The organism is Streptomyces sp. NPDC026538 (assembly GCF_055567535.1).
Window position 1 is genome coordinate 123,246 of sequence record NZ_JBVHQG010000004.1, and the last position, 12,098, is coordinate 135,343.

Here is a 12,098-nt window from a genome sequence, read left to right on the forward strand (position 1 = left end):
ATTCAAGGCCGAGGCGCCGCCGCGACCACCGGGCCCGGCCACGACTCACCGCCCGTGTCACCGGGCTCATTCTGACGCGCCAGCTGACTCGACCGGTACTCCCGCGGCCCCACTCCCTTCCACCGCCGGAACGCCTGCGAGAAGCTCGACACCTCCACATACCCCAGCCGCTGCGCCACCTGCCCCACCGGCAGCCCGCCGGTCACCAGCAGCTCCTCGGCCAGCTGCTCGCGGATCTCGTCCAGCAGCCCACGGAAGCACACTCCTTCCTCGGCCAGCCGCCGCCTCAGCGTCCGCTCGCTCAGGTGCAGCGCGGCCGCCACCTCCTCAAAGTCCGGCGGACTCGCCGTGCGGACAAGCAGGTGATCTCGGACCCGTCCGGCCACCCCGGCCCGCGCATGCCGACCCGCGAGCAGCTGCCGGCACTGTTCCCAGGCGACCGAGGTGGTGAGTTCGTCCGACTGCGGCAGCGGCACGTCCAGGAGGTCCGGCGGGATGCTCACCGCGTTCTCGGCCGCACCGAACACCGGCTCAACACCGAAGATCTCGGTGTACCGGTGACCGCCCGACGCCGGTGGTGGGAACGTGAAGCTGATGTCCCGGATGTGGATCGGTGAGGCGAACAACTCCCTGTGGATGGTCTGGATCGCCGCGCTGTCGCGCTCCACGACGAACCGCCGCAGTGCCAAGGGAACACCTGGTGTGTCGAGCACCAGATGGAACTCGTCGCCCCGGTCCCGGGCCTGAATGCGGGTGAAAGCGAACGTCAGACCCAGATACCGCAGCCCCACGTCGAACGCACTGCGCCAGCTGGGGCTGCTGATCATCGCGAATCCCCAGATCCCGTAGGTTGTCAGGTGGTACCGGACGCCGGCTTCCAGGCCCAGCCCAGGTGGATCCCCCAAGGCCCGCAGCAGGTTCACGATCACGGTCAGCTCCTGGCGGGCAGCGACTGTCACCGAGGGATTGTGCAGCTCCGGCTCGCGCAGACCGGTTCCCTTCAGACACACCTGCGGCGACAGCCCGTGATCGGCGCCCAGCCGGGTGAGCAACCGCATGCTCGCCGGCGATCGCGCCACATCCCAATGAGCCATGAGCGCCCTCCGCACCCTTGCGAAGACGACACACCGACATGGCCGACTGTAGTAACTCTCCGGTCGGCTGTCACCGGTAACCCCTGGCGCCCCGCCCCACCGATCGTCCCGGCCCGGCATGACCTGTACTCGCAGCGTGACGGGGAACCCGGATCCCCCGCGGTCCCCGAGATGCCCCGGGCAGGCGAGAGCCGCACCCTGGAACGGAGCCACCCGAGTCAGGACGGGCCGCGATGGGATGCCCTCGTAGTAGTGGTCACGCGCCAGGCGACCCGACCGGACGAGGAGCAAGAGGCGGGTGGACGGGCTCGGGCCGCAGGCACCGCCCGCGCGAGAGGAGCACCGCGGTGTCCCTGAGCTCCGGCTCCCTTGGGCCCTTGGCGCCGCGCCACGGACAGCGCGAGCGGCACGCGAGCCGACAACACGGACGACGACAGGCCGGCCGACCAGCGCCGGCCTCTTGCCACCCGGCCTGATTCCCCTCGCCCACCGGCACCCGACACCAGGAGCGACGACAAGCCATGAACACTCACAAATCCGTGCATCGCGTAGCGATCGTCGGCACCGGCACCATCGGAGCGAGCTGGGCGACGCACTATCTGGCGCGGGGCTTCGACGTCACAGCGACCGACCCTGGCCCCGGTGCGGAAGAAGCCCTCAGGTCGTATGTGGCCGCAGCATGGGACGCGGCGGCCACACTCGGGGCCCAACCCGGAGCCTCACCCGACCGTCTGGGATTCACCACCGACATGCGGCAGGCCGTGGCCGACGCCGATTTCGTGCAGGAGAACGCACCGGAGCGCCCGGAACTGAAGGTCAAGCTGTTCGCCGACATCGACGACGCCACGCCGCCGGAGGCGATCATCGCGTCGAGTTCGTCGGGCATCACGATGAGCGACATCCAGGCGGAGTGCCGACGTCCGGAACGCACCCTCATCGGGCATCCCTTCAACCCGCCGCATATCATCCCACTGGTCGAAGTCGTCGGCGGAACGAAAACCGCCCCGGAGACGATCCAGGACGCCTTGTCCTTCTACGCAGCCATCGGCAAGAAACCGATCCACCTCAAAAAGGAACTCCCCGGTCACGTCGCCAACCGTATCCAGGCCGCGCTGTACCGCGAGGTCGTCCACCTCATCGAGCAGGGAGTGCTCGACGTCGCGGACTCGGACGACGCGGTGTCCTGGGGTCCAGGACTCAGGTGGGGCGTCATGGGGCCGAGTCTGCTGTGGCATCTGGGCGGAGGCGAGGGCGGCATCCAGCATTTCATGGACACCCTCATGCCGCGCTTGACCGGGATGTGGCAGGAACTGGGCACTCCGGAACTCACGCCCGAACTCAAGGAGACCATCGTCAACGGCGTCCTGGAAGAAGCGGGGGGTCGCTCGGTCGACGACCTGGCCGCCCAGCGCGACGCGATGCTGCTCCGCCTGCTGGCCGTGCGCGCCGCATCCGGCCCACCCGGCGACGCAGCCGGCCGGTCGGCGTGAGACCGCATCCTTGCCCCCGGAACAGCGGGCTCCCACCCGAGAGGAGAGACGGTGACACAACGGCAGGAAAGACTGTTCGTGCTCGAACTCAGTGACGGTCGCGTGTTCTCCGTGAAGCCCGACGGCACCGACAAGAAGACCATCGTCAGCGGATGCAGGTTCCCCGACGGTGTGGCCGTCGATGTGGAGGCGGGGCACATCTACTGGACGAACATGGGATCTCCGCCGGTGAACGACGGATCGATCGAGCGCGTCGACATGGACGGGAGCAACCGGACGACGATCGTTCCCAGCGGTGGCACGTACACGCCGAAGCAGCTGCACCTCGAGGCCACCGGCCGGAAGCTGTACTGGGGTGATCGCGAAGGGATGCGCGTCATGCGCTGCGACCTCGACGGCTCGAACGTCGAGACGCTCGTACAGACGGGCCAGGGTGACAACGACCGCCGCGACCAGACCAGATGGTGCGTCGGAATCGCCGTCGACCCTGGCGGCGGGCACCTGTACTGGACACAGAAAGGCCCGAGCGATGCGGGACTCGGGAAGATCCTGCGGGCCGGAATCGATCTGCCCGCCGGCGAATCCGCAGCCGACCGCAGCGACATCGAGGTGCTGCTCCAGGGGCTGCCGGAGCCGATCGACCTGCAACTCGACCTCACGGAGCGCACGCTGTACTGGACCGACCGCGGGGACCCGCCGCGAGGCAACTCCGTGAACCGCACGCCGGTGGATCCGCCGAACGGACAGCGGGAGCCCGAGATCCTCTGGACCCATCTGATGGAAGGCATCGGCATCGCTCTCGATCTGGACGACAGCCGCATGTTCGTGACCGACATGGCCGGGACTGTCTACGCGGCCGATCTCGACGGATCGAACCGCAGAGAGATCCTCATCGCGCAGGGCAACCTCACCGGGATCGCCCATGCCGTGATTCCCACCGAGGAGCCGTAGGCGGGTCAGACCCGTGAACAGTGAGCCGAGATGCGGCACCCAGGCGGTGCGGCAGAATGGACCTCGGATCCTTCGTGCATGCACGTGTGCACGGACGGGATTCGGCCGGCGACCACTCAGGACTCCGACGGCCCGGTCGCACGGTCCCCTGTGAGGTGGACGAGGGGCCGCTTCGTCGGGCCCGTGCCCCGTGCGTCGGTGGGGCCCCGCCCGCTAGGGACCGCCGACGCCGCCCGTGAGAAGGCCGCAGAACGCGGTCCACAACCAATGAGGTGATCCGGACCGCGATCATCTGCGGGTTCCGTCGGACGCGAGGGCGGTGCGGGTCATGTCGCCACTCCTGCTGACGCTACGCGGCCGGGCAAGCAGCTGAAGGGTGCCCTGCCATGAACCTCGCGTCGAAGGTCGTACGAAGCGCCGGTGCCCACCCGGACCGCGCTGCGCTGCGCCTAGGGGATGACATCCTCTCGTACCGCGCGCTCGACCAGGTCAGCGCCCGCATGGCGGGACTACTCCGTGACCGCGGCGTCAAACCGGGCGACCAAGTCGCGATCATGCTGCCCAACAGTCCGGAATTCGCCATCGCCTACTTCGGCGTGCTCCGCGCCGGCGGCGTCGTCGTCCCGATGAACCCCCTGCTCAAGGCCCGGGAGGTCGCCTACTACCTCGGCGATTCGGGTGCCCGGCTGCTGTTCGCGCGGCCCGCCTTCGCCGACGAGGTACGGACCGGCGCGCAGCAGGTCGAGGCCGATGCGGTGGTCGTGGATCCCGGCGGATTCGACGTACTGCTCGCGTCCGCCCCACTCGCCGAGGACGTGGTCGAGCGAGACGAGGACGACACCGCGGTGATTCTCTACACCTCGGGGACCACCGGTGAGCCGAAGGGTGCCGAACTGACCCACGCCAACCTCACCCGCAACTGCGACATCGTGGCGGCCGACCTGATTCGTCTCACCCCGGACGACTTGATCTTCGGGGGGCTCCCCCTGTTCCACGCGTTCGGGCAGAGCTGCACGCTCAACGCCGCCGTCACCTCCGGTGCGTGTCTGACGCTACTGCCGCGCTTCGACGCCGAGCAGGCACTGCGGATGCTGGCCGATCACAGGGTCACCATCTTCGCCGGGGTGCCGACGATCTTCAGCAGGCTGGCGCAGACGCCGGACCGCGACGCCTACGACGTCTCTCGGCTCCGGCTGGCCGTCTCCGGTGGCGCGGCCATTCCGGTCGCCGTCATACGCGCCTTCGAGGCCGCGTTCGGCTGTGTCGTGCTCGAAGGGTACGGGCTGTCGGAGACCTCGCCGGTCGCCTCGTTCAGCCGCCTGGACGCCCCACGCAAGCCCGGCTCGATCGGCACCCCGATCCACGGCGTCCGTATGCAGGTGGTCGACGACAGTGGCGATGAGGTCTCGCAGGGCGAGACCGGTGAGATCGCGATCCGCGGGCACAACGTGATGAAGGGGTACTGGCGGCGTCCGGAGGCCACGGCCGCCGCGATCCGCGAGGGCTGGTTCCACACCGGCGATCTCGGCCGAGTCGACCAGGACGGATACTTCTGGATCGTCGGCCGGGAGAAGGATCTGATCAATCGGGGCGGCTACAAGGTCTATCCCCGCGAAGTCGAAGACGTGCTGTACGAGCATCCGGCGGTGGCCGACGCCGCGGTCGTCGGCCTGCCCGATCCCGATCTCGGCGAGGAGGTCGGCGCCGCCGTCGTGCTCAAGCCAGGCGCCACCGCCACAGCCCAGGAACTGCGTGACTACGTCAAGCGCCAGGTCGCCCCGTACAAATATCCACGGCAGGTCTGGCTCGTGGACGCGCTGCCGAAAGGGTCCACCGGCAAGATCCTCAAGCGGGAGATCGTCCCGCCGGCCGCGTTGGGCAGGCCATGAGCGGACTTCGTGTTCACCACGACCACGAGGATCGCCGAGGTGCGCGGTCAGGACGGTTCAGGGTCGGTGCGCAGGAATGACGAGCCGAGGTACTGGACGGCGAGCAGCGCCATCTCCAGGTCCCGGCGCCCTTCCTGCAACGGACGCCCCAGGGCTTCCTCGGCTTTTCGGATGCGGTACTGGACGGTGTTCTTGTGCAGGATCTGGCGGCTGGCGGTGGCGGTGTAGCTGCATCCCGTGGCGAGGAAGATCCGTAGGGTCTCCCTCAGTCGTGCGCAGTGCTCGTCGTCGACGGCCAGATCACCGAGCACGCTCCACACCCAGGCACGGGTGTCCTCGATGTTCGTGCACATCAATGCGATCGGCGCCACCCTGGCGTAGACGGTGACCCGGGCTTCCGGCCCCGCGGCCAGGGCCAGTTCCTGTGCGCGAACAGCCTGGCGATGAGTACGGCGGAAACCCTCGACGCCGGGTTCCACGTCCCCCACGGCCGCTCTCGCGGTGGGATCGCCGTCCTCGACCGCGTTCACCAGCCTGTCCCAGGAAAGGTCACGGGACGAGCCGAAGGGCAGCCAGACCCAGGCCAGGGTCTCGTCCTGGGCGGCGAACAGCGGTTTGGAAGAGCAGCCGAGTTCTTCGCCGATCCGGCTTGTCAGCCGGTCGAGCCGGTCGAGCCCCTCACCACCGAGGGGGGCCTCGGGCAGCCAGAGAAGCATCCCCACGTGACGGGTTTGGCGTAGGCGATAACGAAGGGCTGATTCCGCCGATTCGGGATCCATGTGCTTCCCTGCAAGGATCTCCTGCACACGTACGGCGTGTACGCCGGTCTGTCCCAACAGCCAACGGTCCCGTTCCAGTTGGTAGACCTCGATCACTCGTTCGCTGACGCGGTCGATGTATCCAAAGCTCAACTCCAACATGAGGCGCGCGGTGGCCGCGGAGACATCCTCATCGGGTCGGTGACGGCGGAGTTCGTCCATGCACCACCGCAGGAAACGGCAGTGGCCGAGCCGGTAGGCCCTGATGAGCGAGCCGACGGGAACATTGCGCTGGGCCAGTCGCCGCGCATAATCCAATGCGGCCGCAGGTCCTTCGACGTCGGCCAGCGGCATATCGTTCTCAAAACCGTGCAGCATTGTGGCGATATTCTCCTCGACGCTCGCTTTGAGCGTGTTGAGAATTATTCCGTCGCCTCTCAGCTGCGGTATTTCGGCAATAACGAACTCCCACACGTCCTGGCTGACTTCCGGCATGTACACAGCGACCCTTGACGCCACGACGGAGAGGCACTTTTCCGCTTCGACGCTGCCCACGGCCATATCGTCACGCTATCGCGACGGTCCCGGCAGCGCCATCCAGCACACCCCCGACAAGCCCTCCAACAGCCACTTTCCCCGGCGTGGTCGCCTTTCTGTGCGGAGGTAGTCACACCGAGTTCATCGGGTCACGGGCACGAATTCCTTCGGGGAGTTCGTGCTCCGGGTCCGATGGTTTCTCCGCGGCCGGCCCGTAGATTCGTGTTCATGGGGGTAGAACGGACCCAGGTCGACCCAAAAAGGGAGCGCCGGACGGATGAACGCGAAGCGCCAGGACACGATAATGCCTGTCGACGTCACCACAGTCGGCTCCGGGAACGGTCAGCCAGTGGTGCAGCCGCCCGTGCTGGGCGGTCCCGAGCATACGGACTACTACCTGTTGAACGAGTTGCTCACGGACGATCAGCAGGAGCTGCGACAGCGCGTACGTGAGTTCATGGACCAGGAAGTCATCCCCATCATCAACCCCTACTGGGAGCGCGCGGAGTTTCCGCATGAGCTGGTGCCCAAGCTGGCGGAGTTGGGTATCGCGGGTTTCCAGATTCCCGGACACGGCTCGCCCGGGATGAGCAACGTGACGGCCGGTGTAGTGATCATGGAGCTGGCCCGCGGCGATCTGAGCATGTCCACTTTCATGGGGGTGCACTCCGCGCTGGCCATGATGTCGATCGACCTGCTGGGCTCGGAGGAGCAGAAGCAGCGCTTCCTGCCGCAGATGGCGCGTCTGGAGAAGATCGGCGCCTTCGGTCTGACCGAGCCCGCTCACGGAACGGACGTGGTCAAACTGGAGACCACCGCGCACCGGGACGGCGACTCCTACGTACTCAACGGCCACAAGCGGTGGATCGGCAACGCGACCTTCGCCGACTACGTCATCATCTGGGCTCGCGGCGACGACGGTCATGTCGGCGGGTACATCGTGGAGAAGGGCACCACCGGGTTCGATCCCGAGTTCATCGGGGGCAAGACGGCCCTGCGCTGCGTACAGAACGCGCAGATCTCCCTGAAGGACGTACGGGTGCCCGCCGAGAACCGGCTGACCGAGTGCCACACCTTCCGCGACACCGAGAAGGTCCTGCTGGCCTCGCGATTCTGTGTGGCCTGGGAGTCCGTCGGCGCCGCGATCGCCGGCTACGAGACCGCCCTCGCCTACGCCAAGCAGCGCAAGCAGTTCGGCGTACCGCTGGCGTCCTTCCAGCTCATCCAGTACCGGCTGGCGCGGATGCTGGCGGATGTCACCGACATGGTGTGCATGAACTACCGGCTCAGCCAACTCATGGACGAGGGCAAGATGTCGATGCCACGGGTCGCGCTGGCCAAGATGCACTACACGGAACGCGCCCGGGCCATCCTCGCCGACGCCCGCGACATGCTCGGCGGCAACGGAATCCTGCTGGACTACCACGTTGCCCGGCACCTGTGCGACATCGAGGCCATCGACACCTACGAAGGCACCGACACCGTGCAGGCACTGATCGTCGGCCGCGACATCACCGGATACAACGCCTTCGTGCCCATGGCCCCCAACGGCAAGCACTAGCACCGGCGCGCGATCGCACCCCGCGCCACACGGCCTGGCCCTGCGCCTGCACAACCGGCCACGTCGGTACCCGCTTCGCCGCGCCGCCCGCCGTACGCATCCCCTGGCGACCCGCGCGCAGGCGGCGCCGGCGACGAGGACACCTCCATGTCCGCCGGACAACCCCGCGGAAGAGGAACCTGCTATGGAGAACACGCCCTTGCTGGAGGGACTGCACGTCGTCGATATCGCCAGCTTCATCGCCGGACCGGCCGCGGCCACGATGCTCGGCGACTTCGGCGCCGACGTCGTCAAGGTGGAACCACCGCACACCGGCGACAGCTACCGCGGCCTCAGCCGGATGCCTCCCAACCCCCAGGTCGAAGGGGTCAACTACCCCTGGCAGCTGGACAACCGGAACAAGCGCAGCATCGAGCTAAACTTGAAGTCGTCCGACGCCCGGTCCGTACTCGAACGACTGGTGCGATGGGCCGATGTCCTGGTCACCAACTTCCCGCCCCGCACCCGGGACAAGCTCGGCCTGGACTACGACGATCTCGCTTCCATCAACCCCCGGCTGGTCTATGCCGATGTCACCGGGTTCGGCGAGGAAGGCCCGGACGCACACCTGCCCGGCTTCGACGTCACGGCCTTCTGGGCACGCAGTGGCCTGATGGACTTCACCCGCCAGCGCGACGCGGCCCCTGCCATCAACGCGTTCGGCTCCGGCGATCACCCCACCGCAATCAGCCTGTTCGCCGGGATCATGACCGCCCTGTACCGACGCGAGAAGACCGGCCAGGGCGCACGCGTCAGCGCGTCACTGGTTGCTGAGGGTGCCTGGGCTGCGGGAATGTGGCTGCAGGCCGCCCTGCTCGGCGGGAAGCCTCCCCGCCCCGTCGACCGCTCCGACCCGCCCAACGCCCTGGCCAACGTGTACCGCACCGCGGACGACCGCTGGATCCTCCTGGCCTTCGCCAACGAGGACAAGCAGGTCCCTCTCTTCCTCAAGGCCATCGGCCAGACCCAGGCCGCCGAGGACCCCCGGTTCCACGACACCGCAAGCCGCCGCGCCCACGCCGCCGACATCGTCACTCTGCTGGACAGGCGGTTCGCCACCCGTCCCCTGGCCGAATGGCGCGAGATCCTCGACGCCGCCGGCCTCACCTACGGGGTCGTCCAGACACTGGAGGAATTCGCCCATGACCCCCAGCTCCTGGCCAACCAGATCGTGGTGCCGATCGATGACGGCAGCAGCGAACCACACCTGACCGTCAACAGTCCCGTGCATCTGGACCAGGAGTCGAAGGTTCCGCCACGCCCAGCTCCCGACCTGGGCGAACACACCGAGGAGGTCCTCACGGAACTCGGATTCGGTGCCGACGACATCGAATCCCTGCGTACCGGCGGAGCGATCCCCGGCTAGCAGTGGCCCGAAGACAACACCCCGGCACCGGGCCACGAGTACCCCCCGAGGAGTCCTCCGCCGTCATCGGCAGACGACCCACACCGCGGGAAAGACTAGGAAACCCCACCATGACCGACAATCCCATCGCGGATGCGCCCACCGTGCGCACCGAAGAAGACGACGGCGTCCTCGTGATCACCATTGACCGGCCCAAGGTACGCAACGCCATCGACGGGGCCACCGCGCGAGCGCTGGCCGAAGCCTTCGACCAACTCGACACCCGGGACGACCTGTTGGTCGGTGTACTCACTGGCACCGGAGGCATCTTCAGCGCAGGGATGGACCTCAAGGCATTCGCGAAGGGAGACACCCCGGTGATCCCCGGACGGGGCTTCGCCGGCCTCACCCGAACCCAGCTCCACACCCCGCTCATCGCCGCCGTCGAGGGCTGGGCCCTGGGCGGCGGCACCGAGATGGCGCTCGCCTGCGATCTGATCGTAGCCGCCCAGAATGCCACCTTCGGCCTCACCGAGGTGACGTTCGGCCTGGTTCCCCCCGAAGGGGGAATCGTACGGCTGCCCGAACGCATCCCCCGCAACATGGCCTTGGAAATTCTCCTCACCGGCGACCCCCTGCCCGCCGAACGGGCTCATCAGCTCGGCCTCGTCAACCACCTCACACCGCCCGGCGAGACGCTCACCAAGGCCGTGGAACTGGCCCACCGCATCGCGCGCAACGCCCCGCTGTCCATCGCGGCCGTCAAACGCGCGGTCAACGAGCGGACCGCATACGGCGATCAGGACGCGTTCCGCCAACAGGACCAACTCGTCGCACCGGTCCTCGCGTCCCACGACGCGCAGGAAGGAGCCCACGCCTTCGCCGAAAAGCGCTCCCCCCACTGGGAAGGCCGCTGACTCGTCGGAGACCTCGGTGAGGCACGAGCCGTCCCGAACAACGAGATCATTGGAGGACGCCGGCATGATCACGCCGAAGGAACTGGTCGGTCTGCTCCCGCCGACCTTCGAACCTGAATACATCGACGGCGCCGTCGTACCGTTCCTCATGAGCCGCCAGATCACAGCGGAACGGCCGGCACTCCCCATGATCGATCTCGCGCTGAGCAAGGAGAACGCGGCCCCGCCTCACTTCTGGTGCATGCTGTACAGCGGCTGGGAGCCCAATCCGGACGAGGGGGTCACGGTCTTCATCCAGGGCTACGAGGACCGGGGAGAGGACAACGAGCGCAAGAAGATCTACATGTCGGCCACGACACCCGATCTCTACACAGCCAAGTACGCCGACAAGGTTCACGGCTTCCTCGACAAGCTGTTCACCCCCTCGCACGCCGGCAAGCCCCTGATGCACGAGTACTACGGGGACTACTTCGACATGTACTGGGACCTTCACGTGGGGGTCACGGGGGAAGCCATCCCGGCAGAGATCCGGGAGATCGGCTCCAGCTTCACCAATGTCCTCGGTTACTGGTACCCGACCTCGGACATCGTGCACGACAACATCATGCGCGTGCGCGAGTTGCGCCCGTTCCTCAGGGAGTGGATCGACGGCCGGGTGCAGGCGGTCATCGACGGCGAGGTCAAGGACCCGGAGGGGACCTTCGTCCACCACTGGCTGAAGAACGGCGGAGGCGGCGAACACTTCCGCCGCAAGGACATCGTCTTCGAGTGCTTCCACAACTTCCTGGCGTTCAGCCAGTGGGGCAACATCGCTTACCGCACCATGGAGCTGCTGGAGGAGACCCGAGGCGACCCGACCGTCAGGCAGTGGTTCTCACGGACGATGACGGGAGGCCCGGACCAAGCGGACGGTGGCGTGTTCACTTCACTCGACCGGTTCGTGATGGAGGTGTTCCGTACGGTCTCACCGAACGGAGGAAGCCTCTCGACCGTGACCACGATGCGCGGTCTCGGCGACCAGACCGCCAACTTCGCCCTCAGCCCTCATCTGGCGACAAGCGAGGACCCCCGGCACTGGAGCAACCCGGAGCAGTTCGATCCGGACCGCTACAAGGCGGCGCCGACGAGCGTCGACAACGACGAGGCGAAGGCCCATGGGGCCGGGCTTGCCCGGTGCCCCTTCCCACCCGCACCGTTCGCCGTCAGCGACGGCCGCCGGGCAGAGATGACCAACAGCGCATACGGGGCCGTCTACGGCGTGGTGGACGGCACGGCGTACCCACTCTGCGACGCGGCCGGCTACGCGCCCTTCGGGTTCGGCTACCGCCGCTGCGCCGGTGAGCAGATCACCGTGGAGTTCGTGAAGGACTTGTTGCGAACCATCTGGAGGGAAGAGATCGAGATCGTCGGACTGGACGTCGAGCATCCGGAGAAACTGCCCGTTTCACCACGCACCGTCATCGACGACAACCTCAGCTTCCGGCAGAGGAATTGACCGCCAGCAACCCACGCTCACA

9 protein-coding genes are annotated in these 12,098 nt (G+C 67.2%); 7 read left to right on the top strand and 2 right to left on the bottom strand.

Translation table 11 applies throughout. The features are described from left to right. Window positions 1–2: 2 nt before the first annotated feature. The gene (locus ACZ4N4_RS17560) at window positions 3–1,094 is read right to left on the bottom strand and encodes an AraC family transcriptional regulator (protein WP_467589421.1); all 1,092 of its coding nucleotides are present in this window, start codon (window positions 1,092–1,094) and stop codon (window positions 3–5) included. Between the two features lie 521 nt (window positions 1,095–1,615). Between ACZ4N4_RS17560 and ACZ4N4_RS17565 the strand changes: the two genes are divergently transcribed. The 3 genes from ACZ4N4_RS17565 to ACZ4N4_RS17575 all read left to right on the top strand — a co-directional run bounded on the left by ACZ4N4_RS17565 (window position 1,616) and on the right by ACZ4N4_RS17575 (window position 5,424). Then, on the top strand, window positions 1,616–2,584 hold the full coding sequence (locus tag ACZ4N4_RS17565) for a 3-hydroxyacyl-CoA dehydrogenase NAD-binding domain-containing protein (protein ID WP_467589424.1): 969 nt from the start codon (window positions 1,616–1,618) through the stop codon (window positions 2,582–2,584). 51 nt (window positions 2,585–2,635) lie between these two features. Then, the gene (locus ACZ4N4_RS17570; protein ID WP_467589427.1) at window positions 2,636–3,535 is read left to right on the top strand and encodes an NHL repeat-containing protein; all 900 of its coding nucleotides are present in this window, start codon (window positions 2,636–2,638) and stop codon (window positions 3,533–3,535) included. A 386-nt stretch (window positions 3,536–3,921) separates the two neighbouring features. After that, complete coding sequence (locus tag ACZ4N4_RS17575; RefSeq protein WP_467589430.1) at window positions 3,922–5,424, top strand: long-chain-fatty-acid--CoA ligase; 1,503 nt, start codon at window positions 3,922–3,924, stop codon at window positions 5,422–5,424. A 47-nt stretch (window positions 5,425–5,471) separates the two neighbouring features. Here ACZ4N4_RS17575 and ACZ4N4_RS17580 read toward each other — a convergent pair whose 3' ends face one another. Then, window positions 5,472–6,743 carry a PucR family transcriptional regulator gene (locus ACZ4N4_RS17580; RefSeq protein WP_467589433.1) on the bottom strand — a complete coding sequence of 424 codons (1,272 nt, stop codon included), beginning with the start codon at window positions 6,741–6,743 and terminating at the stop codon, window positions 5,472–5,474. Between the two features lie 325 nt (window positions 6,744–7,068). Between ACZ4N4_RS17580 and ACZ4N4_RS17585 the strand changes: the two genes are divergently transcribed. The 4 genes from ACZ4N4_RS17585 to ACZ4N4_RS17600 all read left to right on the top strand — a co-directional run bounded on the left by ACZ4N4_RS17585 (window position 7,069) and on the right by ACZ4N4_RS17600 (window position 12,076). After that, window positions 7,069–8,280, top strand: coding sequence for an acyl-CoA dehydrogenase family protein (locus ACZ4N4_RS17585; protein WP_467589436.1), 1,212 nt, complete (start codon window positions 7,069–7,071; stop codon window positions 8,278–8,280). 184 nt (window positions 8,281–8,464) lie between these two features. Beyond that, on the top strand, window positions 8,465–9,685 hold the full coding sequence (locus ACZ4N4_RS17590) for a CaiB/BaiF CoA transferase family protein (protein ID WP_467589440.1): 1,221 nt from the start codon (window positions 8,465–8,467) through the stop codon (window positions 9,683–9,685). Between the two features lie 110 nt (window positions 9,686–9,795). Further along, entirely contained in the window at window positions 9,796–10,581 is a 786-nt protein-coding gene (locus tag ACZ4N4_RS17595) for a crotonase/enoyl-CoA hydratase family protein (RefSeq protein WP_467589443.1), read from the top strand. A 64-nt stretch (window positions 10,582–10,645) separates the two neighbouring features. Beyond that, entirely contained in the window at window positions 10,646–12,076 is a 1,431-nt protein-coding gene (locus ACZ4N4_RS17600) for a cytochrome P450 family protein (protein WP_467589445.1), read from the top strand. Window positions 12,077–12,098: the final 22 nt, after the last annotated feature.

Bases quoted from the DNA above. Each gene is read 5' to 3' on its own strand.
- ACZ4N4_RS17560 (WP_467589421.1), bottom strand. From the start codon at position 1,094: ATGGCTCATTGGGATGTGGCGCGATCGCCGGCGAGCATGCGGTTGCTC.
- ACZ4N4_RS17565 (WP_467589424.1), top strand. From the start codon at position 1,616: ATGAACACTCACAAATCCGTGCATCGCGTAGCGATCGTCGGCACCGGC.
- ACZ4N4_RS17575 (WP_467589430.1), top strand. From the start codon at position 3,922: ATGAACCTCGCGTCGAAGGTCGTACGAAGCGCCGGTGCCCACCCGGAC.
- ACZ4N4_RS17580 (WP_467589433.1), bottom strand. From the start codon at position 6,743: ATGGCCGTGGGCAGCGTCGAAGCGGAAAAGTGCCTCTCCGTCGTGGCG.
- ACZ4N4_RS17590 (WP_467589440.1), top strand. From the start codon at position 8,465: ATGGAGAACACGCCCTTGCTGGAGGGACTGCACGTCGTCGATATCGCC.
- ACZ4N4_RS17595 (WP_467589443.1), top strand. From the start codon at position 9,796: ATGACCGACAATCCCATCGCGGATGCGCCCACCGTGCGCACCGAAGAA.
- ACZ4N4_RS17600 (WP_467589445.1), top strand. From the start codon at position 10,646: ATGATCACGCCGAAGGAACTGGTCGGTCTGCTCCCGCCGACCTTCGAA.